The sequence below is a fragment of the Achromobacter spanius genome (assembly GCF_002966795.1).
Classification (GTDB): domain Bacteria; phylum Pseudomonadota; class Gammaproteobacteria; order Burkholderiales; family Burkholderiaceae_B; genus Achromobacter; species Achromobacter spanius_D.
On record NZ_CP023270.1, the window covers coordinates 5,967,831 to 5,988,972 of the forward strand.

The 21,142-nt window shown below is 66.2% G+C and carries 23 protein-coding genes; 13 read left to right on the plus strand and 10 right to left on the minus strand.

Features of this window, described 5'->3' with window-relative positions:
• The 3 genes from CLM73_RS27045 to rsmB are packed head-to-tail and all read right to left on the minus strand — an operon-like array spanning position 1 to position 4,280.
• The gene (locus tag CLM73_RS27045; protein ID WP_105241057.1) at positions 1 to 2,316 is read right to left on the minus strand and encodes a sensor histidine kinase; all 2,316 of its coding nucleotides are present in this window, start codon (positions 2,314 to 2,316) and stop codon (positions 1 to 3) included.
• A complete protein-coding gene (locus CLM73_RS27050) occupies positions 2,313 to 2,903 on the minus strand; it encodes a DUF4390 domain-containing protein (protein WP_105241058.1) in 591 nt (196 codons plus the stop codon). The genes CLM73_RS27045 and CLM73_RS27050 overlap by 4 nt, the downstream gene beginning before the upstream one ends.
• Before the next feature lie 39 nt (positions 2,904 to 2,942).
• The gene (rsmB, locus tag CLM73_RS27055; RefSeq protein WP_105241059.1) at positions 2,943 to 4,280 is read right to left on the minus strand and encodes a 16S rRNA (cytosine(967)-C(5))-methyltransferase RsmB; all 1,338 of its coding nucleotides are present in this window, start codon (positions 4,278 to 4,280) and stop codon (positions 2,943 to 2,945) included.
• A gap of 95 nt (positions 4,281 to 4,375) precedes the next feature.
• Between rsmB and CLM73_RS27060 the strand changes: the two genes are divergently transcribed.
• The 3 genes from CLM73_RS27060 (at position 4,376) to rimO (ending at position 6,942) form a co-directional block, all read left to right on the plus strand.
• Positions 4,376 to 5,008 (plus strand): LysE family translocator, encoded by a 633-nt coding sequence (locus CLM73_RS27060; protein WP_105241060.1) that lies wholly within the window; start codon positions 4,376 to 4,378, stop codon positions 5,006 to 5,008.
• Positions 5,009 to 5,201: 193 nt separating this feature from the next.
• The gene (locus tag CLM73_RS27065) at positions 5,202 to 5,453 is read left to right on the plus strand and encodes a helix-turn-helix domain-containing protein (protein WP_056559990.1); all 252 of its coding nucleotides are present in this window, start codon (positions 5,202 to 5,204) and stop codon (positions 5,451 to 5,453) included.
• A 142-nt stretch (positions 5,454 to 5,595) separates the two neighbouring features.
• The gene (gene rimO, locus CLM73_RS27070) at positions 5,596 to 6,942 is read left to right on the plus strand and encodes a 30S ribosomal protein S12 methylthiotransferase RimO (protein WP_105241744.1); all 1,347 of its coding nucleotides are present in this window, start codon (positions 5,596 to 5,598) and stop codon (positions 6,940 to 6,942) included.
• Between the two features lie 77 nt (positions 6,943 to 7,019).
• On the opposite strand, the gene CLM73_RS27075 is transcribed toward rimO, so the two are convergent.
• Positions 7,020 to 7,577 carry a ferritin-like domain-containing protein gene (locus CLM73_RS27075; protein ID WP_105241061.1) on the minus strand — a complete coding sequence of 186 codons (558 nt, stop codon included), beginning with the start codon at positions 7,575 to 7,577 and terminating at the stop codon, positions 7,020 to 7,022.
• A 235-nt stretch (positions 7,578 to 7,812) separates the two neighbouring features.
• Here CLM73_RS27075 and CLM73_RS27080 point away from each other — a divergent pair, with 235 nt between their 5' ends.
• From CLM73_RS27080 to CLM73_RS27100, 5 genes are all read left to right on the plus strand, one after another.
• Positions 7,813 to 8,403 carry a TIGR00730 family Rossman fold protein gene (locus CLM73_RS27080; protein ID WP_105241062.1) on the plus strand — a complete coding sequence of 197 codons (591 nt, stop codon included), beginning with the start codon at positions 7,813 to 7,815 and terminating at the stop codon, positions 8,401 to 8,403.
• Between the two features lie 36 nt (positions 8,404 to 8,439).
• Positions 8,440 to 9,006 carry a hypothetical protein gene (locus CLM73_RS27085; protein WP_105241063.1) on the plus strand — a complete coding sequence of 189 codons (567 nt, stop codon included), beginning with the start codon at positions 8,440 to 8,442 and terminating at the stop codon, positions 9,004 to 9,006.
• 65 nt (positions 9,007 to 9,071) lie between these two features.
• Positions 9,072 to 9,698: an HAD hydrolase-like protein gene (locus CLM73_RS27090; protein ID WP_105241064.1), complete on the plus strand. Its 627-nt coding sequence runs from the start codon at positions 9,072 to 9,074 to the stop codon at positions 9,696 to 9,698.
• Between the two features lie 12 nt (positions 9,699 to 9,710).
• Positions 9,711 to 10,337: a pyridoxamine 5'-phosphate oxidase family protein gene (locus tag CLM73_RS27095; RefSeq protein WP_105241065.1), complete on the plus strand. Its 627-nt coding sequence runs from the start codon at positions 9,711 to 9,713 to the stop codon at positions 10,335 to 10,337.
• A gap of 14 nt (positions 10,338 to 10,351) precedes the next feature.
• A complete protein-coding gene (locus CLM73_RS27100) occupies positions 10,352 to 10,873 on the plus strand; it encodes a class IV adenylate cyclase (RefSeq protein WP_105241066.1) in 522 nt (173 codons plus the stop codon).
• Between the two features lie 41 nt (positions 10,874 to 10,914).
• Here CLM73_RS27100 and fmt read toward each other — a convergent pair whose 3' ends face one another.
• Together fmt and def are read right to left on the minus strand one after the other, a co-directional pair.
• Positions 10,915 to 11,856, minus strand: a complete 942-nt coding sequence (gene fmt, locus CLM73_RS27105) for a methionyl-tRNA formyltransferase (RefSeq protein WP_105241067.1) — start codon at positions 11,854 to 11,856, stop codon at positions 10,915 to 10,917.
• 67 nt (positions 11,857 to 11,923) lie between these two features.
• The gene (gene def / locus CLM73_RS27110) at positions 11,924 to 12,436 is read right to left on the minus strand and encodes a peptide deformylase (RefSeq protein ID WP_056560192.1); all 513 of its coding nucleotides are present in this window, start codon (positions 12,434 to 12,436) and stop codon (positions 11,924 to 11,926) included.
• A 238-nt stretch (positions 12,437 to 12,674) separates the two neighbouring features.
• Between def and dprA the strand changes: the two genes are divergently transcribed.
• The 3 genes from dprA (at position 12,675) to CLM73_RS27125 (ending at position 15,290) form a co-directional block, all read left to right on the plus strand.
• Complete coding sequence (dprA, locus tag CLM73_RS27115; protein ID WP_105241068.1) at positions 12,675 to 13,790, plus strand: DNA-processing protein DprA; 1,116 nt, start codon at positions 12,675 to 12,677, stop codon at positions 13,788 to 13,790.
• 93 nt (positions 13,791 to 13,883) lie between these two features.
• Positions 13,884 to 14,792 carry a hydroxymethylglutaryl-CoA lyase gene (locus CLM73_RS27120; protein ID WP_105241069.1) on the plus strand — a complete coding sequence of 303 codons (909 nt, stop codon included), beginning with the start codon at positions 13,884 to 13,886 and terminating at the stop codon, positions 14,790 to 14,792.
• Positions 14,793 to 14,816: 24 nt separating this feature from the next.
• On the plus strand, positions 14,817 to 15,290 hold the full coding sequence (locus CLM73_RS27125; protein ID WP_105241070.1) for a hypothetical protein: 474 nt from the start codon (positions 14,817 to 14,819) through the stop codon (positions 15,288 to 15,290).
• Positions 15,291 to 15,462: 172 nt separating this feature from the next.
• On the opposite strand, the gene CLM73_RS27130 is transcribed toward CLM73_RS27125, so the two are convergent.
• Together CLM73_RS27130 and CLM73_RS27135 are read right to left on the minus strand one after the other, a co-directional pair.
• Positions 15,463 to 16,479: an amino acid ABC transporter substrate-binding protein gene (locus tag CLM73_RS27130; protein ID WP_105241071.1), complete on the minus strand. Its 1,017-nt coding sequence runs from the start codon at positions 16,477 to 16,479 to the stop codon at positions 15,463 to 15,465.
• 171 nt (positions 16,480 to 16,650) lie between these two features.
• The gene (locus CLM73_RS27135; protein ID WP_105241072.1) at positions 16,651 to 17,892 is read right to left on the minus strand and encodes a PLP-dependent aminotransferase family protein; all 1,242 of its coding nucleotides are present in this window, start codon (positions 17,890 to 17,892) and stop codon (positions 16,651 to 16,653) included.
• A gap of 211 nt (positions 17,893 to 18,103) precedes the next feature.
• On the opposite strand from CLM73_RS27135, the gene CLM73_RS27140 reads away from it, so the two are divergent.
• Both CLM73_RS27140 and CLM73_RS27145 read left to right on the plus strand, forming a co-directional pair.
• Entirely contained in the window at positions 18,104 to 18,823 is a 720-nt protein-coding gene (locus tag CLM73_RS27140; protein ID WP_105241073.1) for a YggS family pyridoxal phosphate-dependent enzyme, read from the plus strand.
• Between the two features lie 153 nt (positions 18,824 to 18,976).
• Entirely contained in the window at positions 18,977 to 19,945 is a 969-nt protein-coding gene (locus CLM73_RS27145) for a Bug family tripartite tricarboxylate transporter substrate binding protein (RefSeq protein ID WP_105241074.1), read from the plus strand.
• Between the two features lie 174 nt (positions 19,946 to 20,119).
• On the opposite strand, the gene CLM73_RS27150 is transcribed toward CLM73_RS27145, so the two are convergent.
• Together CLM73_RS27150 and CLM73_RS27155 are read right to left on the minus strand one after the other, a co-directional pair.
• A complete protein-coding gene (locus tag CLM73_RS27150; RefSeq protein WP_105241075.1) occupies positions 20,120 to 20,515 on the minus strand; it encodes an Hsp20/alpha crystallin family protein in 396 nt (131 codons plus the stop codon).
• Between the two features lie 32 nt (positions 20,516 to 20,547).
• Complete coding sequence (locus CLM73_RS27155) at positions 20,548 to 20,991, minus strand: Hsp20/alpha crystallin family protein (protein ID WP_105241076.1); 444 nt, start codon at positions 20,989 to 20,991, stop codon at positions 20,548 to 20,550.
• Positions 20,992 to 21,142: the final 151 nt, after the last annotated feature.

Below are 21,142 nucleotides of genomic sequence, written 5' to 3' on the forward strand. Positions count from 1 at the left end.
CTATTGCGTAGCCGCATTATCCTTTTCTTGCGCGGTGGCGTCCATAGTGTCGGACCCGGGCGCGAGCCGGGTCAACAGGATGGAAATCCGCGCCCCTCCTTCCTTGCGGTTGGCAAGGTCGATACGTCCGCCATGCTCTTCCACGATCTTGCGGACGATTGCCAATCCTAACCCAGTCCCGTGGGACTTTGTGGTTACGTAGGGCTCAAATGCGCGTTGCATGACCTGCGGCGGGAAGCCCGGACCAGTGTCCGCCACCGTGAAACGCAGCGCCTGATGCGCCACGCGATCGGGCTGTTCGCTGCGCATGAGCTGGGTCGTCACGCTGACGCGGCCCTGCCCGCCCAGTTCCGCGATCGCGTCGCGCGCATTGGAAAGCAGGTTGTGGATCACCTGCCGAAGCTGGGTGGGATCGCCCTCGATGTCGGGCAGGTCGGCGCCCAGGCTGACGTCAAGATTCAAGGCCTTTTCCGTCAGGCGCGACGAGGCGCCCTCGGGCTCCCAGCCATAAAGCGACAGCACGTCCGCCACCAGCGCGTTGAAATTGATGCGCTGCATGACGGCCGGCGGCGTGCGCGCGTACTCGCGGAAGTCGTCCACCATCTGCTTGAGCGACGCCACCTGGTTCACGATCGTGTTGGTGGAGCGCGCCACGATCTGCGCCTCGGCGGGCGGCAGCTTGCCTTCCAGCTTCATGGCCAGACGCTCGGCCGAGAGCTGGATCGGGGTCAGCGGATTCTTGATTTCGTGGGCCAGGCGGCGCGCCACCTCGCCCCACGCCACCGTCCGGTTGGCGGAAATGACTTCGGTGATGTCGTCGAACACCACCAGATAGCCGTTGCCGCGCCCGTCCACGCGCAGGTGCGTGCCCCGCGCCAGCAGGGTCAGCGGCTGGGATGCGGTCTCGCCTTCGGCCTGAGCGGGCGCAATTTCAAACTGCTGCTGCCAGTGCTGGCGTTCGGAGCCGACCGCCGCGTGCGTCGAAAACGCCTGGCGCACGATATTCGCAAATTCCAGCATGCCGTCCGCGGTCTCCAGCGGGCGGCCGATGACCGAGCGCAGGTCCGCGCCCAGGATGGTCTGGGCGCCCTGGTTGACGGTGGTGACGCGGAACGATTCGTCGAACACCAGCACGCCGGAAGACAGGTTGGACAGCACGCTTTCCAGATAGACATTGGAGCGCTCGAGCTGCTGGCGGTTGCTTTCGACCATGCGGCGCGCCTCGTCGAGCTGGCGGGTCATGGCATTGAACGACCGCGTGAGCTGACCGACTTCGTCACGTTCCGGCGGCTCGGGCAGGGGCCGGTAGTCGCCCACGCCCACCGCCTGCGTGCCGCCCGCCAGGCTGAGCAGCGGGCGCACCAGCCGCTTGGACAGGGACAGCGCGACCGCGATGGCGCCGAACGCCGCGAGCAGCAGAGCCAGCGTCAGCGTGATGCCGTAAAGCTTGCGCAGGCCCAGGCGCGACAGCGCCAATTCCTGATAATCGCGAAAACCTTGCTGCACGAGGTTGGCGTTGTGCGCGATCTGTTCGGGCACCGGTTGCAGCAATTGCAGCCAGCGCGGCTCGGAGGCCGGACCGAGCAGGTTGTCGTAGCGGTCCGGACCAGTCAGCGGAATCACCACCCGCAGATGCAGGCCGCCTTCGGCGCCCGGCGTGACGGGGTCGTCGGCTTCGGCGGCGGAATAGCCGCGCGCCAGCCGCAACTGGTTCATCACCGTGGAGGGCGGCATGGCCGGCAGAAGCTGGCCGTACTGGCTGGTCGAGAACGCCACCATGCGGCCGCTGCCGGTGAACACCATCGCTTCCTGCACGCCGTTGGCCTCGCGCAGCCGGGTCAGCGCCAGCGTCACGCCGCTGTCGGTGCTGCGGTTCAGTTCCACAGCCATCGAGCGGGCCCGCGCGTCCAGGTCGGCCAGCAGCGAGTCCAGCGCGGCCCGGCCCAGATTCAGGCCGGCTTCCAGCGCCGTGTCCACGCGCACGTTGAACCAGGATTCGATCGAGCGCGACATGAACTGCACCGACACGGTGTAGATGAGGGCGCCGGGCACCACGCCGATCAGGGCGAACGCCAGGGAAAAGCGGGCGGTGAGCCGCGCGCCGAACTGCCGGCGCCGGATCTGCCTGGCCAGCCGCACCGTCAGCGCCACCACCCATATGAAGAGCGCCAGCGCGAAAATGCCGTTCAGGACTAGCAGCGTGTCGTAGTAACGCGCAAAACGCGAGGCGTTTCCGGTGGACCAGGCCAGGAGGCCCAGCAGCGCCAGGCCGCTCACGGCGCCGACCATCAGCGCCAGTCGAAGCAAAAGCCTCATGAGGGATCTTTCTCCTTGTCGCCCAGCATGAACGAGAAGTCCATCCACGGCGTCGCCTGCGCCCAGGAGCTGCTGTTCAGCGCGTTGACCTGGAACGGCCTGGGCAACAGCGACGTATCCAGCCTCAAGCGCACCTGCCCGTTGTATTGCGACCCTGCATCGAACTCGCCGGCCTTCGCGACCCGCCAATTGCGGATATGCCGGATGGTGCTCATGGCGTCGTCCAGCGAGGCCACCGGAAAGGACAGCTCGCCCACGCCCGCCCGCCACTGACGGGTCAGCGCGTTATAGACCACCCGCCAGGTGCGCGACGTGTCCACCAGCGACTCGTCGAACCAGTACCAACGTTCGCGGGTGATGGTCAGGTCGGCCGTGAAATACAGGGCGACGCCGCGCTGGGCGGCGTCGCGCAACTGCTGATTCAGCTCGAATTCGATGTCCGCGTCGATTTCCAGGTTGCCGTCGCGCACCACCGGTTCCACGCGCGTGACGCGCGGCTCGGACGCGTGAGCCAAGCCCCCCGGCGCAGTCAAAAGCACGGCAGATACCAGCAACAACCCAAGAAATACGCGCGAAATAATGGACATACGGCACCGGAACTACGTCATGCCCCTATTCTTCGGGATTCAGGACTGCTTGGCAAACAAGGCATAGAAAAACCCGTCGTGTTGTGCCGCGGGTGTTGCATCGACCGCAACTGGCAGCAATTGGCCGGGCGCGTCCAGGCGGATCGCGTCGGGGTGGCGCTGCAGGAATTCCAGAGCCTGGCGCGTGCCTTCGATCGGGAACACCGAGCAAGTCACATAGAGCAGCCGGCCGCCGGGGGCCACGGTGGACCACAGCGCGTCCAGGATCCGAATCTGCAGGCTGGCGGTGCGGCGCAGGTCGTTTTCGCGGCGCAGCCAGCGGATGTCGGGGTGGCGCCGGACGATGCCCGATGCCGTGCACGGCACGTCGGCCAGTACCGCGTCAAAGGGCTTGCCGTCCCACCAGGCGTCCAGGTCGGCGGCGTCGGCCGCCTTCAGCCGGACGTGGCTGCCGCCCAGGCCCAGCCGCGCCAGGTTCTGTTCGACGCGGCCAAGGCGGTCGGCGTCGGTATCCAGGGCAAGCAGGTCGATGTCGGCGAGTTCCAGCAGGTGCGCCGTTTTGCCGCCGGGCGCCGAGCAGGCGTCCAGCACCCGCATGCCGCTCGCCGGCGCCAGCAATTCAGCCGCGAGCTGCGCCCCCGCGTCCTGCACCGACCACCACCCCTCGGCAAACCCCGGCAGCTGCGTCACCGGTTTGGGCGTGGCAAGCACCACGCCCGACTGGCCCACGGCTTCTGCCGCCAGACCCGCATCGTCAAAGGCGGCCAGCACCTGCTCGCGCGTGGCGCGGCGGCGGTTGACCCGCAAGGTCAGCGGGGCCGGCAGGTTGGATGCCGCCAGGATCTCGCGCCACTGCTTCGGATACGCCACGGTAAGTTGCTTGACCCACCAGCCGGGATGATTGAATTGCGCCTCGGGGCTGTCGGCCACCGAGGCCTCCAGCGCGGCGCGCTCGCGCAGGAAGCGGCGCAGGCAGGCATTGAGCATGCCCTTGAAGGACGCCAGCGCGCGCGAGCCGGACGCCGCGGTCACCGCCTGGTCAACGACCGTGTGCGGGGCGTAGACCGGCATGCCGGGCAGGCTCGCTGCGGCATCGCCCTCTTCCTTCAGCAGCGTGAGCGACACCAGCAGCAGGGATTCGAACAGCACGCTGGGATAGCGCTGCACCATCTCGCGGCCGACGGCGTCGGCCCAGCCCAGGTAGCGCATCGCATGGAACGACACGGCCTGCGTGGCCGGACGCAGCGCGCCATCGACCTCGGCCAGCGCCTCCGTGAGCGAGCGGCCGTCGAGCACGTCCTCCACCACCCCCGCGCTGGCAAGAAGAACGGAAGAAAGCGGGGGGGCCAGATTGGGGGAGTCAGGACGGGTGGACATGGTGCGAAATCAAAGAGTAAGACCGCTATGGTAGCCCGGACCTGGACGGACGGCGGCGCGCGCGGCACACTGGCTCCCTGCCCCGGAGCCCCGCCATGTCCTTTGCCACATTGCTGCTTTTTGTCCTGGCCTCTGCCGTCGCCATCATCACGCCCGGGCCGACCACGCTGCTCGCCATGAGCAACGGCTCGCGCCACGGCGTGCGCGCCGCCTGCTGGGGCATGGGCGGCGCGGTGCTGGCGGACCTGGTCCTGATCGGCGCCGTGGCCTGCGGCCTGGGCGTGCTGCTGGCCGCCTCCGAGGTCGCCTTCCAGATCGTCAAATGGGCGGGCGCGGCGTATCTGGCCTGGCTCGGCTGGAAGCTCCTGCGCTCGGACGCGGCGCTGACCCTGCCGTCCGAACACGCCCACGATGCGCGCCCGGCCGGCCTGGCGCTCGGCCTGCGCAGCTTTGTCGTGGCCCTGACCAATCCCAAGGCCCTGCTGTTCATGTCGGCCTTCCTGCCCCAGTTCATCAACCCGGCCGCCCCCCTGCCCGCCCAATACGCCATCCTGGCGGGCGTCCTGGCGCTGCTGAACGTGGCGACGATGCTGGCCTACGCGGCGCTGGGCGCGCAGATGGTGCGCGCCTTCCGGGCGGGCGGCCTGCGCTGGCTGAACCGGATCTGCGGCGGGATGCTGATCGGACTGGCGGGCATGCTGGCGCTGTATCGCCGCGCCGCGGCCTGAACTCCAGATCCGGCGTACTGCCTCGTCACCTTTCCGTCCCCGGTTGTCAGCCCGGCGCGGTGCGATAGCGCTATCCCCGCCTACGGCAATGCCGTATAATCCTGCGCTGCCCCGCTATCCCTTCGGTGCGGCCGCCAGTTCAATCTTGCCGGCGGGCATAGACGCCGCACCGCCCCCTCCCAGTGATTGAGTTATGAAGAAGGCTGTACCGCCTGCCCGGCCCGTCCGGTGGCAGGCGTCGCATATCAGCGAAGCGCGCAATCGCGTGGGCCTGCCGCAGGCGGATTTCGCGGAGTTGTTGGGCGTGAGCGTGCGCACCTTGCAGGATTGGGAGCAAGGCCGGCGCAACCCCTCCGGCGCCGCGCAGACTTTGCTGCGCGTCGCCATGCTTCATCCGGAAACGCTGCGCCACCTGTCCTCCCAGGACGCCCCGGCCTGGCCCTGAATCTTTGACGATGACCCCGCCGCACGCCGAATGCCCGTGCGCGAACCTACGGTGAATTAGATTGGAAGTTATTGAACAATCCCGGCCCGGCAAAGGCGCCGGCACTGCCCCCAGCAACGGCAACAACGCCACGCTCGACGCCATCACGGCTGCCGCGCAAGAGGCCAACCCCGGCCGCGCGCCGCGCGTCGGCTTCGTGTCGCTGGGCTGTCCGAAGGCGCTGGTCGACTCCGAACGCATCCTGACCCAGTTGCGCACCGAAGGCTACGAAGTCACGCCCGAGTACAACGACGCGGACGTCGTCGTCGTCAACACCTGTGGCTTCATCGACAGCGCCAAGGCCGAGTCGCTGGAAGCCATCGGCGAGGCCCTAGCCGAAAACGGCAAGGTCATCGTGACCGGCTGCATGGGCGTCGAGGAATCGGTGATCCGCGACGTGCACCCCAGCGTGCTGTCGGTCACCGGCCCCCAACAATATGAAGAGGTCGTGCGCGCCGTGCACAGCGCCGCGCCCCCGCGCACGGACCACAACCCCTACGTGGACCTGGTGCCGCCGCAGGGCGTCAAACTGACGCCGCGCCACTACGCCTATCTGAAGATCTCCGAAGGCTGCAACCACCGCTGCAGCTTCTGCATCATCCCCTCGATGCGCGGCGACCTGGTCAGCCGTCCCGTGGGCGACGTGCTGAACGAAGCCGAGCGCCTGGTGAAGGCCGGCGTGAAGGAATTGCTGGTGATCTCGCAGGACACCAGCGCCTATGGCGTGGACATGAAGTTCCGCAGCGGCTTCTGGAACGGCCGCCCGGTCAGGACGCGCATGACCGAGCTCTGTATGGCCTTGTCCGAGATGGGCGTCTGGACGCGCCTGCACTACGTGTATCCGTACCCGCACGTGGACGAAGTGATTCCGCTGATGGCCGAGGGCAAGATCCTGCCCTACCTGGACATCCCGTTCCAGCACGCCAGCCCGCGCATCCTGAAGCTGATGAAGCGCCCGGCCTTCGAGGACAAGACGCTGGCGCGCATCAAGCGCTGGCGCGAGATCTGTCCGGACCTGACGATCCGCTCGACCTTCATCGTGGGCTTTCCCGGCGAAACCGAGGAAGACTTCCAGTACCTGCTGGACTGGATGCAGGAAGCGCAGCTCGACCGCGTGGGCTGTTTCCAGTATTCGCCCGTCGAAGGCGCGCCCGCCAACCTGCTGGACGATCCGGTGCCGGACGACGTCAAGCAGGACCGCTGGGAGCGTTTCATGGCGCTGCAGCAGACCATCTCGGCCGAGCGCCTGGCGCTCAAGGTGGGCCGCGAAATCGACGTACTGATCGACGAGGTCGATGAAGACGGCGCCGTGGGCCGCAGCGCGGCCGACGCGCCCGAGATCGACGGCTGCGTCTACGTCAGTTCCGACAAGCCCCTGCAACCGGGCGACATGGTGCGCGTGCGCGTCACCGATTCCGACGAATACGACCTCTGGGCCGACGCGATCTGATCTAGCTTCATGCAGACAAACGCCGTCCGGCGCATCGCGCGCCGGACGGCGTTTTGCTTTGACGGCTTAACGCCGCGTCACTTATCCAGGAAGTCCGACAGATCGTCGGCATGTTCCTCTTCGACCGCCAGGATTTCCTCCAGCAGACGACGCGTGGTGGAGTCCTGCTCGCCGATGTATTCGATCATCTGGCGATAGCTGTCGATGGCGATCCGCTCGGCGATCAGGTTTTCCTTGATCATCTCTTCCAGCGTATTGCCCTCGACGTATTCCGAGTGGCTGCGATCCAGCAGCCCCTTGGGCGACAGATCCGGCTCGCCGCCCAGCTGCACGATGCGTTCGGACAGCTTGTCGGCGTGCTCCTGTTCCTGCGCCGCATGCTCGGCGAATTCCGCGGCGACGGGTTCGGCATTCAGCCCGCGGGCCATGAAGTAGTGGCGCTTGTAGCGCAGCACACAGACCACTTCGGTCGCCAGCGCTTCATTCAACAGCTTGAGCACGGTTTCACGGTCTGCGCGATAGGTGTCGGTGATGGCTCCGGACTCGATGTCCTTGCGCGCCTTGGCGCGGATCGCCTGCACGTCCATGTTGAACGGACGATTCGTTTGCTGCGGGGTGCGGGTTGCTTGTTCCATATCGTTAGCTCCTCTAGTCAGTGAAAGCAGCACGACGCTGGACTTCCAGTCGTTTTCGCAATATTCAGTCTACCGGCCATGCCGGAACATGCTGTGTCCAAACATTGCCCGCGCATCACGCGCTTGCCCGCACGGCCCGCAAAAAGCCTCCTGCGCAACCTTGCGTAAACTATCGGCTTCGCGAAAGGCATCGTGACGCAATCTGTAACGCGGCCGGCAATTTCCCACCGTTTTTATGACTCTGAAGAATATCTGCGTGTATTGCGGCTCCAACCCGGGCACGCGCCCGGACTACGTCGAGCAGGCCCGCGTGCTGGCGCGCGAACTCGTCAAGCGCGACCTGGGCCTGGTGTACGGCGGATCGATCGTCGGCATCATGGGTGTGGTGGCCAACGAAGTGCTGGCTGGCGGCGGCCGCGTGATCGGCGTGATTCCCGAACTGCTCCTCAAAAAGGAACAGGCGCACCTGGGGCTGACGGAGCTGCACACGGTGCAGAACATGCACGAGCGCAAGGCCATGATGATGGAGAAATCCGACGGCTTCATCGCCCTGCCCGGCGGCGCCGGCACGCTGGAAGAGTTCTTCGAGGTCTGGACCTGGGCGCAACTGAACATGCACCAGAAGCCCTGCGGATTGCTGAACGTCGCCGGGTACTACGATGCCCTGATGCAATTCATCGACCACACCGTCGAAGAAGCATTCATCCGTCCCCAGCATCGCGACATGCTGGTGGTGGAAGAAGACCCCGCCTTGCTGCTGGATCGCTACGCCATTTACGAGCCGCCCAACGTCTCGAAGTGGTTCGATCCGGTCAGAAAGCCCTGACACCGACGCTTGAGACTTGAACGGAAGCCCACCGCAATGCCCACCGATTCGTTGTTCCCCGCCTGCACCGAGTCCGTATTGCGCGACTATTTTCACGCCAAGGACGAGAACCGCCCGCATTACATGGCCCGCGCGTTCGCGCCGGACGCGGTCTTGAAGATGGCGCTGCGCACGCAGGCCATCGCCTTTCCGCCCGAATCGCATGGTCTGGCCGCCATCACCGACACGCTGGTGCGCAAGTTCGGCCAGACCTACGACAACGTCTACACCTATTACCTGTCGCGCCCGGACGCCGACGCGCGCCTGTCCGAGTACCACTGCGACTGGCTGGTCGGCATGACGGAAAAAGCCACCGGCAACGTGCGCGTGGGCTGTGGCCGCTACGACTGGGAGTTTCAGCCCGACCCGTATCGCGCCAAGCGCCTGACCATCACGATCGAAACCATGGTGAGCCTGCCGCCCGCCGACACGGCCGCGGTGTTCGGCTGGCTGCTGGCCCTGGAATATCCCTGGACCAGCGCGGCGCGCGTGGTCGCCGGCGCCCCGCCGCTTGAAGACCTGGCGCCGGTCGTGCACTATCTTCTTCACCCGCACGGCGTGTAGGGCTTGCGCAAGGCGCCTGTGAAACGGGCGTCCTTGCCCGGCCTGCCGGCACTGGATTCCAAGAATTGAAATACGACATCGCAGCCTTCGACTTTGACGGAACCTTGGCAGACACCATGCCGTGGTTCAACTCCATCCTCAACACCGTGGCGGACAAGTACAACTTCCGCCAGATCGATGCGGCCGAACGCGAGCAACTGCGCAGCCGCGATGCGATGGAGATTCTGAAGTACCTGAACATCCCGCTGTGGAAGCTGCCCGCGATCATGACGCATGTGCGCACACTGATGCAGGACATCGACCCCAGCGTCCAGTTGTTCGACGGCATCCCCGAAGCGCTGGCCCGCCTGAAGGCGAGCGGCCTGCGCCTGGCGGTGGTCAGCTCCAACTCCGTCGAGAACGTGCAGCGCGTGCTGGGCGAAGAAACCGCCGCGCTCTTTGACGACTACGAATGCGGCACCGACCTGTTCGGCAAGGCCGCCAAGATCGACCGTTTGCTCAAGCAGCACGGCACCGCGCCGGAGCGCTTTCTGCTGGTGGGCGACGAAATGCGCGACATCGACGCAGCCCGCAAGGCGGGCGTGCGCGTCGGATCGGTCGCCTGGGGCTACAACCATCCGGACGCGCTGCGCGGCCGCGGTCCCGATGAACTCTTCCTGACGGTCGACGACCTTCCCAACGCACTGGCGTAACGCTCAGATCCCATGCACACCGATCCCGCCCACCTGATTACCGACGCCAGCACCCTGCAAGCGCTTTACGGTTCGCCCGGCGAAGCCTCCCTGAAAAAGGAGGTGGACCATGTGCATCCGCACTACCGCGCGTTCATCGAGGCCGCGCCCTTTGCATTGCTGGCGACCGCGGGTCCGGACGGACTGGACGCCTCGCCGCGCGGCGATCCCGCCGGTTTTGTCGTGGTGGAAGACGAAAAGACGCTGCTGTTGCCCGACCGCCGCGGCAACAACCGCGTGGACAGCCTGCTCAACGTCGTCGCCGATCCGCGGGTAGCCCTGCTGTTCCTGGTGCCGGGCGTGGGCGAGACGCTGCGCGTGAACGGCACCGCGCGTATCAGCGTCGACCCCGCCCTGCTGGCGCGCTTCGAGATGGACGGCAAGCTGCCGCGCTCCGTGCTGATCGTTGACGTGCACAAGGTCTACTTCCAATGCTCGCGCGCGGTGCTGCGCTCGCGCCTGTGGGATCCGGACACGCAGATTCCCCGCACCGCGCTGCCCAGCGTGGGCTGCATGCTTTCCGACCTGACGTCGGGCACCTTTGACGGCGTGGCCTACGACCGCGACCTGCCCGCCCGCGTGGCCAGTTCGCTTTACTGAACCCGGAGGCGCGCATGGCACGCAACGTTGAAATCAAGGCGCGGGTCGACAGCCTGGACGCCATCGAACACCTGGCCGCCGCGCTGTCCGGCAAGGAACCGACTTTCGTCGACCAGGACGACACCTTCTTCACGTGCGCCAATGGCCGCCTGAAACTGCGCGCCTTCGCGGATGGTTCGGGCGAGCTGATCTTCTATCAGCGCGCCGACGACAGCGGCCCCAAGGAAAGCTTCTACGTCATCTCGCCCACGGACGAACCCGACTCTTTGCGCGCCGCCCTGTCGCACGCTTACGGCGTGATCGGCCGCGTGAAAAAACACCGCACGGTATTCATGGCCGGACGCACCCGCATCCATCTGGATCGGGTGGAAGGCCTGGGCGAATTCCTGGAACTGGAAGTGGTGCTGCGCGAGGACGAAACCGTCGAGGCGGGCATGGAAGAAGCCCGCACGCTGATGGCCGGGCTGGGTGTCGCGCCCGAGCAATTGCTGTCGGGCGCCTACCTGGATCTGCTGGCGGCGCGCCGCAAGGACTGATTCCTCGCACGCGGCCGGGCGTGATCCGTCTTAGAACGGGTTCAGGCCGGCTGCCAGCCGCGCACGAACACATCCACGGGTTGGCGCTTGCCGCCCGCTTTTTGTAGCTCAAGCAGGCGCAGCACGCCCTGCCCGGTGGCAATGTCGATGCCGGCCGCATCGGCGCGCAGCACGCTACCCGGTGCGGCAGTGGTGGCCTCGTCTAGCGCCTGGGCGCGCCAGACCTTCACCGCATCGGGCAGTCCCGGCAGGCGGATGCTGGCGCCGGGCACCGGATTGAAGGCGCGCACGCGGCGCGCCAGCAATTCGGCCGGCTGCGTGCAATCGAGCGCGGCTTCGGCCTTGTCCAGCTTGGCCGCGTAGGTCACGCCGTCTTCGGGCTGCTTGCGCGCGGTCAGACCGCCCTTGGCCAGCGCGTCCAGCGCCTCGACGATGGCTTGCCCGCCGGCCAGCGCCAGCGCGTCGTGCAACTGCGCCGCATTGGTGTCGTCAGAAATCGGCACGATGCGTTCGAGCAGCATGTCGCCCGTATCCAGGCCCTCGTCCATCTGCATGATGGTGACGCCGGTGCGCGCATCGCCCGCTTCAATGGCGCGCTGGATCGGCGCCGCGCCGCGCCAGCGCGGCAAGAGGCTGGCGTGGATGTTCAGGCAACCCAGGCGCGGCAGTTCCAGCACCCATTGCGGCAGGATCAACCCGTACGCGGCCACCACCATGACATCGGGCGCCACGCTTTCCAGCAGGGCGCGGGCTTCGGCGGCCTCGTCGGGATAGCGGCCATCCAGGCGCAGGCTGCGCGGCTGGGCGACCGCAATGCCAGCATCCAGCGCGGCCTGCTTGACCGGGCTGGGCGTGAGCTTCAAGCCCCGCCCCGCCGGCCGGTCGGGCTGCGTCATGACCAAGGGGATTTCGTGGCCGGCGGCCCGCAGGGCGTCGAACGCGATACGGGCGAATTCCGGGGTGCCGGCAAAAACAATGCGCATGAAGTTGGCTGCTGAAGAGGTGAACGAAGGCGGCAGGGCGAAAATGGGCCGAAGTCCGGCCCGGGGATCAGGCGCGCAGCGCTTCCCGTTCGGCCTTCTTGAGCCTCGTCTTGATGCGGTTCTGCTTGAGGTTCGACAGGTATTCCACGAACACCTTGCCTTCCAGGTGATCCAGCTCGTGCTGCACGCACACGGCCAGGAGGCCGTCGGCTTCGAACTCGAACGGCTTGCCATCGATGTCCAGCGCCTTGCAGCGGATGCGCGATGCGCGTTCCACTTCGTCGTAGACGCCGGGGACGGACAGACAGCCTTCTTCGTAGATCTTGTAGTCGTCGCTGCGCCAGGTGATCTCGGGATTGATCAGGGTCAGCAGCGCGTTGCTGTCTTCGGACACGTCGATCACGACCACGCGCTCATGCACGTCGACCTGGGTCGCGGCTAGACCCACACCCGGCGCGTCGTACATGGTTTCGGCCATGTCGCGCACGAGTTGGCGAATGCGGTCGTCGACCTCGGCAACCGGCTTGGCCTTTTTGTGCAAGCGCGGGTCCGGGTAGCGAAGGATGGGAAGTAAAGCCATTGAATGGGGATGCCAGTAGGAATGCTTGTCCGAGAGTTTAATTCATTAGAGTCTTGATTTCTAATAGTTTTCGGCTAATCCAGAGATTGCGGACATTGCTGCGGCACCCATTTTTGGGACGTTCCAGACGCTGGCTCGCTGCGCGCATATCCGTCCACCCGTCGCCCGCGGCCGCGCGCGGCGCATGCGACACTCTCGGACCCCCGGCGCCTTTTCCGCGTCCTTTTCCTCCCGTTTCATGCCGCTGACGCAATCCACCGAAGAACTCGCCGCCTGGCTGCGGCTGTCCCTCGAACCCAACATCGGTTCGGCCACCGCCTGCATGCTGCTGAGCGCGCTGGGCCTGCCCGACCAGATCTACGCGCAACGCGCCACGGCGCTGTCGCGGCACGTGCCCGAAGCGCTGGCGCGGCAATTGGCGGCGCCCATGCCGGCCGACATGGCGCAGCAGGTGGAGCACGCGCTGGAATGGGTGCAGGCGCCCGGCCGCCACATCCTCACGTTGGCTGATCCCACCTATCCGCAAAGCCTGCTGACGATCGCCGACCCGCCGATCCTGCTCTATGTCGCGGGCGATCCCGCCTTTCTGCAAGGACCGTCGCTGGCGGTCGTGGGCGCGCGCAACGCCACGCCCGGCGGCCAGGAAAACGCGCGCGCCTTTGCCCGGCATCTGGCAGGCAGCGGCTGGCGCGTCGTCAGCGGCCTGGCGCTGGGCATCGACGCCGCCGCGCACGAGGGCGCGCTGGATGCCGGCCCGCAAGGCGCCGGCACCGTGGCGGTCATGGGGACGGGCATCGACCGCATCTATCCGGCCAGCCACCGCGATCTGGCGCATCGCATCGCAGCGCACGGCGCGCTGGTGTCCGAGCTGCCGCTGGGCACCGGCGCGCGGCCGCAGCATTTCCCCAAGCGCAACCGCATCGTGGCGGGTCTCGCGCGCGGCGTACTGGTGGTGGAAGCGGCCAAGCAGAGCGGATCGCTGATCACGGCGCGGCTTGCCGGCGAATGCGGGCGCGAGGTCTTCGCCATCCCGGGTTCGATTCATTCGCCGCTGTCGCGCGGCTGCCATGCCCTGATCCGCCAGGGCGCCAAGCTGGTCGAAACCGCCATGGACATCACCGATGAACTCGGCGGCGGGCCCACGCCGGCGCGGCCCGCGCGCAAGGAGGCCGCGCCTGCCGCCCCCCCGGCGAATCCGGTGCTGGACGCGTTGGGATTTGACCCGCTGCACCTGGATGCCATCCAGGCGCGCTGCGGGCTCGAAACCGCCGCCCTGCAGACGCAACTGGTCGAACTGGAATTGCAGGGCCGCATCGCCCGGCTGGACGATGGCCGCTACCAGCGTTTGCACTAGCACTGCAGCGGGGCCGGATGCGATGGCGCTAATATGTTCGGCAGCGCCGCAGCCTTGTAGCGCCGGTCACCCAATACCGATACAGGAAGAGACATGGCATTGCCCTCCCGCGTGAAGATCGTCGAGGTATCGCCTCGCGACGGTCTGCAAAACGAAAAGGAATTCGTCCCCACCGACATCAAGGTGGAGCTGGTCAACCGCCTGGCCGCCGCGGGCTTCCCCAATGTGGAAGCCGCATCGTTCGTGTCGCCCAAATGGGTGCCGCAGATGGCCGACGGCGCCGACGTGATGGCGCGTATCGAGCGCCGGCCCGGCACTATCTATTCGGTGCTGACGCCGAACATGAAGGGCTTTGAAGCGGCGCTGGCCGCCCGCGCTGACGAGATCGTGATCTTCGGCGCCGCCAGCGAGGCCTTTTCCCAGAAGAACATCAATTGCTCCATCGCCGAATCCATCGCGCGCTTCGAACCCGTGGTGCAAGCCGCGCGCGAAGCCGGCATCCGCGTGCGCGGCAGCATCAGCTGCGCGCTGGGCTGTCCCTACCAGGGCGAAGTCCCCGTCGAAGCCGTGGTGGACGTGGCAGAGCGCTACCTGGCGATGCAGGTCGATGAGATCGACGTGGCCGACACCATCGGCGTCGGTACGCCCAAGCGCGTGCGCGAAGTGATGGCCGCGGTCACGCGCGTCGTGGACCCGGCGCGCATCTCCGGCCATTTCCACGACACCTATGGCCAGGCGCTGGCCAACATCCTGGCGGCGCTGGAGACCGACATCTCCATCTTCCACACCTCGGTGTCCGGCCTGGGCGGCTGCCCCTATGCCAAGGGCGCCACCGGCAACGTCGCAACCGAAGACGTGCTGTACATGCTGCGCGGTTTGGACATCGACACGGGCGTGGACTTCGACGCCGTGGTCGACATCGGGCAATGGATGTCCGCGCATCTGAACCGCAAGGGTTCCAGCCGCGCCGGCAACGCCATTGCCGCCAAGCGCGCGGCTTGATCCCCGCCGCATGACCCGCACCGCATGACCACACAGAATGCCCCCTCCGCGCCCGAAGACCTTGCGGCGCTGCTCCGAGCCATCGGCCCGTTGCCCCTGTCGGGCCAGGCCTGGCCGGACTGGGTGCGCATTCTGACGTGGGTATTGCTTGCCGTGCTGGGCGTGCAGGTCGTGACCACCGCGATCCGCGCGCCCTCGCAGCCCTTCGATACGCTCTTGGCGGTGGCCGTGGTGCTGTGCTTTGTGGCGCTGCTGTTCGTGTCGTGGCACATGCAGACGTCCATCACCACGATCGACGACCGCGGCATCCGCCAGACCTGGTTCACCCGGCGCGAAGTGGCCTGGGAAGACGTGCGCATGGCGCGGTTTGTGCCGATGGTGTTTTCGAAGCGGCTCGTGGTGTTCACGCACCGGGGCAAGCCGGTGATTTTTCAGGGCGGCACGCGGGAACTGCGCGTGGCGTTTGTGAAGATCGCCCAGTTGTATAAAAGCGCTTAAAGCCCCATTTTCTGCGTGTCTGACAAGCCCCATTTTCTGCGTGTCTGACACCAGCCATATCTAAACAACCGTCAAGACAAAGACGACCATCAAAACAAAGACGACCGTCAACTCCATGACGGCCGTCCAAAGTTAGCCGGTGTCAGACACACGAGGTGTCAGACACGCGGGGTTATCGAATGGGCAACGCGTACAACAACCCGCCTTGCGTCCACTGCGCATTCAACCCGCGCTTGATCTTCAGCGGGCTGCCCTCGCCCACATTCCGCTCAAAGCTCTCGCCGTAGTTGCCCACCTGCTTGACGATGTTGTAGGCCCACTTCTCGTCCAGCCCAAGATTGGCGCCGCCACCCGGCGTAACTCCCAGGATGCGCTTGATGTTGGGGTTGGCGCTCTTGGTCTGTTCGTCCACGTTCTTGGACGTCACGCCGTATTCCTCGGCTTCGATCATGGCCGACAGCGACCAGCGCACGATGTTCAGCCACGCGTCGTCGCCCTGGCGCACGAAGGGGCCCAAAGGCTCCTTGGAGATGATTTCGGGCAGCACGACGTAGTCGTCGGGGTTCTGCAGCTTGGAGATGCGAATGGACGCCAAACCCGACGCGTCGGTCGAGAACACGTCGCAGCGGCCGGAGGCGAATGCGTTGACGACTTCGTTGAACGTCTCGATGACGACCGGCTTGTAGGTCACGTTGTTGGCACGCGCCCAATCGGCCAGGGTGTTTTCGTTGGACGTGCCGGTCTGCAGGCAGACTGTGGCGCCGTTGATTTCCTTGGCGCTTTTGACGCCCAGCGATTTGGGCACCAGGAAGCCCTGGCCGTCATAGAAATTGATGCCGGCATGGATGATGCCAAGCGCCGTGTCGCGCTGCTGCGTCACGGTGGTGTTGCGCGTCAGCACGTCGACTTCGCCGGATTGCAACGCGGTAAAGCGTTGCTGCGAATTGAGCGGCACCACCTTGATCTTGTTCGCGTCGCCGAACACCGCCGCGGCGATGGCACGGCACAGGTCCACGTCCAGGCCTTGCCATTTACCCTGCGCGTCGGGCGCGGAAAAGCCCGCAAAGCCCGTGGTCGTGCCGCAAGCCACGGCGCCGCGCTGTTTCACGACGTCAAGCGTTGCCGCCTGCGCGCCCTGCGCTGCCGCCATCAAGAGCGCCGCGCCCACCAACCCTTTTGCAATGTTCATGACCTGAATTCCTTTCTGCTACCGGGCGCGAAAGCCCGCCAAGGCGAGAAGCTTATAGACATGAAGCGCCCCCGCCAAATAACGAGCGCTTATTTAGGTATGCCGCCGGCGGGTGCCGGCGGCCTGCGCAGAAAGGATAGCAATGCGGGGCGGGCGTGGCGCTGCGCGCCGTCAAGCCGCCAGCGAGATCGACACCGGTTCGTTGGCCTGGCACGCGTCCAGCGCGCGGCCCAGGCGGACCATGCCCTGCGCGATCTGGCTTTCGTTCATGGTGGCAAACGACATGCGCATGGCAAAAAGATCCGCCTTCGCCGCGTCGGCGTAAAACGCCTTGCCGGGCACATAGACCACCTCGTGTTCAATGGCGTAGGGCAACAGACGCGTCGCATCCACATCGCCCGTCAGCCGCGCCCAGAAGAACATGCCGCCCTCGGGCTTGCTGAACGTGATGCGGCCGTCGAGCTCGCGCGCCAGCGCGTCGGCCATGGCAGCGCAGCGCAGACCATAGGCGGCGCGGATGCGCGGCACGTGTTCGTCGTAGCGGCCATTGGCCAGATACTGGGCGACGATTTCCTGGATCCAGGCAGAGGACGCCATGTCGTCGGCCGCCTTGGCGCCAACGCAGCGGCGGCGGATCTCGGGCGGCGCGACCAGCCAGCCGATGCGCAGCGCGGGCGCCATCGTCTTGGACATGCTGGCCATGTACACCGCCCAGTGGCGGGCTTCGCCCTCGGCCAGCGCCGCGATGGGCGGCACGGCTTCGCCGGCAAAGCGCAGTTCGCTGTAGGGGTCGTCCTCGACGATCAGGAAGCGGTGCTTGACGGCCAGCTCCAGCAAGCGCAGCCGGCGCTCACGCGTCAGGGTGGCGCCGCAGGGATTCGAGAACGAAGCAACGACGCAGACCATCTTGGGTTTCACCCGCGCGGCCAGTTCATCCAGCGCGTCCACGTCGATGCCGTCGGGGCCCGACGGCACGGTATGCACCGTGGCGCCCGTGTAGCGCAAGGCCTGCACGGAGTTCGGGAATGCCGGCGACTCGATGATGGCATGGTCGCCCGGCTGCAGCATCACGCGGGTCAAGAGCGCCAGCGCCTGCTGCGAGCCGCCCGTCACGACCAGTTCCGTGTCGGCATTGCAGTGCAGGCCGCGCGCCGCGGACAGGCGCGCCAGCTCGTGCCGCAGGCTGGCCTGGCCGTCGATGTTGGAATATTGCAGGCAGGCGCCCAGCCGCGCCGTGACCTGCGACGAAGCAATCGACAAGCCGTCGACGTCGAACAATTCCTGGGCCGGATAGCCGCCGGCCAGCGAAATGGTGCCCGGGCGCATGGCGTAGGGCATGAGCGATCGGATGGGCGAGGCGGGGGGATTCAGGAAGGGCGTGGCGAAGACGTATTCGGGCGCTGCACTGGACATGGCGTGGGGGCTGAGTAGAAGGGAAACGTGTCGCCCGAATGGGCGGCGCCGGACGGCATAGAACTTTGAAATATAAACAAATCTCCGCAAATTCTAAGCCTGCCAATCAGACAGGGTCAACGGCGGGTTTCAAGGCGGCGGACACCCGTGCGGCGGCGGGCCCGGAACACGTCCTACACTATGGGACTTCCTGTTTTTGCCAGAGAGCAGCATGACCGCCGACGACACCATGGCCGGGCGCCTCGCCCAGATCCAGCAACGCATCCGAGAGGCCTGCGAGCGCGCGGGCCGCGCCCCCGGCAGCGTGACGTTGCTGCCCGTCAGCAAGACCTTCGGCGAGGACGCCATCCGCGAGGCGATGGGGCTGGGCCTGACGCGTTTTGGCGAAAACAAGACGCAGGAGATCCGCCAGAAGGCCGCCGCGTTCGAAGGCGACGGGCTGCAATGGGTGCTGATCGGCCACCTGCAGACCAACAAGGCCAAGGACGCCGCGCGCGACGCCGCCGAAGTGCAATCCCTGGACCGCGTCGAGCTGGCCGACGCCCTGCACCGGCGCCTGCAAAATGAGGGCCGCACCCTGGACGTGCTGGTGCAGGTCAAGACCTCGTCCGAACCCAGCAAATTCGGCATGGAGCCCCAGGAAGTCTCCCCCTTCCTGCGCCGCATTGCCTCGGAATACCCGACGCTGCGTGTGCAGGGCCTGATGACCCTGGCGGTCAACTCGCCTGATCCCAACGAGGTCCGCGCGTGCTTTCGCGCGCTGCGCGAGCTGCGGGATGGCCTGGTTCAAGAAAACATTCCCGGCGTGTCGCTGGACCGCCTGTCGATGGGCATGAGCGGCGACTTTGAACTGGCCATCGAGGAAGGCTCGACGGAGGTCCGCATCGGTTCGGCCATCTTCGGCGCACGGCATTATCCCGACCCGCAATAGGACTTACGGGTGGTGAGCGGAAGGGGCCCAATGCACGGGCCCCTTTTTGCGTAGGCGCGAGGCATAATAGCGACGCAAAAAAATGCGGCGCAAGTTGACGTCGATCAACACGCGGACGCCGCGCTCACGATACCCCGCACGAGGAGACACTTCATGCACAAGCACGCAAAGCGCCTGCTGGCGTTTGCCGCCCTGTCGCTGGCCGCCACCGCGGCCGCAGCCCAATCCTGGCCCACCCAACCGGTCCGCTGGATCGTTCCCTACCCCGCCGGCGGCGGCACCGACGTGGTCGCACGCACGGTCGCGAGCAGCCTGGAAAAGACGCTGGGCCAGACCATCGTGGTCGAGAACCGTCCGGGCGCCGGCACCATCATCGGCGCCACGGCCATTGCCCAGGCGGAACCCAACGGCTACCTGGTGGGCACTGCCGACTCGGGCACGCTGGCCTTCAATTCGTCGCTGTACGCCAAGCTGTCCTACGACCCCGCCAAGTTCACCTACATCGGCGGCATCGCCAAGTTCCCGCTGCTCCTGGCCGTGAACGTCAACTCGCCGTACAAGACGGTCGAAGACGTGCTCGCCGCGGCCAAGAAGGAACCGGGCAAGCTGACGTCGGCCTCCGCCGGCGCGGGCTCGCCGCATCACCTGGCGCTGGAACTGTTCAAGCAGCGCACCGGCGCCAACGTGCTGCACGTCCCCTACAAGGGCGCCGCGCCTGCCATCCAGGATCTGCTGGGCGGCCAGGTGGACATGATGTTCATCGACCTGGGATCGGGCCTGCCCAACGTCAAGGCGGGCAAGCTGCGCGTGCTGGCCGCCGCCACGCCCGAGCGCGTGACCGTGCTGCCGGATGTCCCGACGATGGCCGAGCAGGGCGTCGCCAACTTCACGGCCTACGCCTGGCAAGGCCTGGTCGGCCCGGCCGGTTTGCCTGAACCGGTGGTGAAGAAGCTGTCGGCCGATCTGGACGCCACGCTCAAGTCGCCCGCGGTGTCGCAGAAGATGCTGGACATGGGCGTCATCCCCATGGCGATGTCGGCGCAGGACTTCAAGACGTATGCCGATCAGGAGCGCAGCGCCTGGGCGGACGTCATCAAGAAGGCGAACATCAAGCTGGAGTGATCGATCCGGCATCACGCAGCAATGGAAAAGCCGCGGTCGTCAGACCGCGGCTTTTTTCATGGGCGTGCTTGGGACGGTGTCAGACACCCAGCGGAGATGGTCGTCAGCTTGCAGCGGCATCTCACCGGGTGTCTGACACCTGGGTCAGCGACTATTGGCGTCCTGACGCCCGATTCATCCCGCCACGACCGGAATCTGCCGGGGCTGTGCCTCACGCACGCGCGGGATGCGCAGCGTCAGAAGGCCCTGCTTCAGGCTGGCGCTGATCTGCGCGCGGTCGAACTCCTGTCCCAACCGGAACGACCGGCGAAAGAGCGGCGCACGCATTTCGCCCAGCACGAGCCGCAGATCGCCGGGCGTCTCGACCGAGGCTTCGCCTTCGATTTGCAGCACGTCGGACTCGACGTTGATGCGCAGCGCTTCCTTGGACACGCCGGGCAGGTCCGCCAGCAGCGTGATGCCCTCCTTGTCCTCGAAGATATCCACGGCCGGCACGGTCACGCCGCGCCCGTCGCGCTTCTCAGAAACGGCCGCTTCGGCGGGCACGGTCAGGTCTTTGCGTTCATTCATGATCGATACTCCTATGCGGTTGCGTTGGCGGGTCACTGCACGGTCACGGTGCGCGGCTTGGCCGATTCGCGGCGCTTGATGGAAATGGCCAGGCAGCCGTCCGTGTATCGCGCCTGCACGTTGTCCGGATCCGCGTCGGCGGGCAGCTCGATGATGCGCGTATAGCGGCCCTGCGTGCGTTCGCGCGCGTAATAGCGGGCGCCTTCGGGAAGCTCCTGCGGCTTGCGTTCGCCACTGATGGTCAGAAGGCGCTTCTCGATCGACACGTTCAGGCCTTCAGGATCCATCCCGGGAATGAAGGCGACGACTTCAATGGAATCGCCCGACACGCCGACGTTGACGGGCGGAAAGTACGCCTGCGGCGTGGCACGCAAGGCAGCAGGTACGCCGGCATTGCGCAGCACGCGGCCCATGTGCTCCTGAATCGCGTCGAACGCGCTGGCAAAGCCGCTATCGTTGAAAGGAAAGTTGCTCATGAAGGTCTCCTCGAACGAAAAAAGGGACCGATACAGACGCGCCGCAATCGCCACAACGCGACCGCACGTCTGATCGCTTCAACCCCGAGTATGGGATCGGCTTTTTTCGGTTTCAAGAGGGGCGTCGGCCACAAAAAAAACCGCGGCCATC

Bases quoted from the DNA above. Each gene is read 5' to 3' on its own strand.
- dprA (WP_105241068.1), top strand. From the start codon at position 12,675: ATGCCGCTGACGCAATCCACCGAAGAACTCGCCGCCTGGCTGCGGCTG.
- CLM73_RS27075 (WP_105241061.1), bottom strand. From the start codon at position 7,577: ATGGAACAAGCAACCCGCACCCCGCAGCAAACGAATCGTCCGTTCAAC.
- CLM73_RS27095 (WP_105241065.1), top strand. From the start codon at position 9,711: ATGCACACCGATCCCGCCCACCTGATTACCGACGCCAGCACCCTGCAA.
- CLM73_RS27155 (WP_105241076.1), bottom strand. From the start codon at position 20,991: ATGAGCAACTTTCCTTTCAACGATAGCGGCTTTGCCAGCGCGTTCGAC.
- CLM73_RS27050 (WP_105241058.1), bottom strand. From the start codon at position 2,903: ATGTCCATTATTTCGCGCGTATTTCTTGGGTTGTTGCTGGTATCTGCC.
- CLM73_RS27130 (WP_105241071.1), bottom strand. From the start codon at position 16,479: ATGAACATTGCAAAAGGGTTGGTGGGCGCGGCGCTCTTGATGGCGGCA.
- CLM73_RS27150 (WP_105241075.1), bottom strand. From the start codon at position 20,515: ATGAATGAACGCAAAGACCTGACCGTGCCCGCCGAAGCGGCCGTTTCT.
- CLM73_RS27145 (WP_105241074.1), top strand. From the start codon at position 18,977: ATGCACAAGCACGCAAAGCGCCTGCTGGCGTTTGCCGCCCTGTCGCTG.
- rsmB (WP_105241059.1), bottom strand. From the start codon at position 4,280: ATGTCCACCCGTCCTGACTCCCCCAATCTGGCCCCCCCGCTTTCTTCC.
- CLM73_RS27140 (WP_105241073.1), top strand. From the start codon at position 18,104: ATGACCGCCGACGACACCATGGCCGGGCGCCTCGCCCAGATCCAGCAA.
- CLM73_RS27065 (WP_056559990.1), top strand. From the start codon at position 5,202: ATGAAGAAGGCTGTACCGCCTGCCCGGCCCGTCCGGTGGCAGGCGTCG.
- CLM73_RS27045 (WP_105241057.1), bottom strand. From the start codon at position 2,316: ATGAGGCTTTTGCTTCGACTGGCGCTGATGGTCGGCGCCGTGAGCGGC.
- fmt (WP_105241067.1), bottom strand. From the start codon at position 11,856: ATGCGCATTGTTTTTGCCGGCACCCCGGAATTCGCCCGTATCGCGTTC.
- CLM73_RS27125 (WP_105241070.1), top strand. From the start codon at position 14,817: ATGACCACACAGAATGCCCCCTCCGCGCCCGAAGACCTTGCGGCGCTG.
- def (WP_056560192.1), bottom strand. From the start codon at position 12,436: ATGGCTTTACTTCCCATCCTTCGCTACCCGGACCCGCGCTTGCACAAA.
- CLM73_RS27080 (WP_105241062.1), top strand. From the start codon at position 7,813: ATGACTCTGAAGAATATCTGCGTGTATTGCGGCTCCAACCCGGGCACG.
- CLM73_RS27120 (WP_105241069.1), top strand. From the start codon at position 13,884: ATGGCATTGCCCTCCCGCGTGAAGATCGTCGAGGTATCGCCTCGCGAC.
- CLM73_RS27100 (WP_105241066.1), top strand. From the start codon at position 10,352: ATGGCACGCAACGTTGAAATCAAGGCGCGGGTCGACAGCCTGGACGCC.
- CLM73_RS27135 (WP_105241072.1), bottom strand. From the start codon at position 17,892: ATGTCCAGTGCAGCGCCCGAATACGTCTTCGCCACGCCCTTCCTGAAT.
- CLM73_RS27060 (WP_105241060.1), top strand. From the start codon at position 4,376: ATGTCCTTTGCCACATTGCTGCTTTTTGTCCTGGCCTCTGCCGTCGCC.
- CLM73_RS27085 (WP_105241063.1), top strand. From the start codon at position 8,440: ATGCCCACCGATTCGTTGTTCCCCGCCTGCACCGAGTCCGTATTGCGC.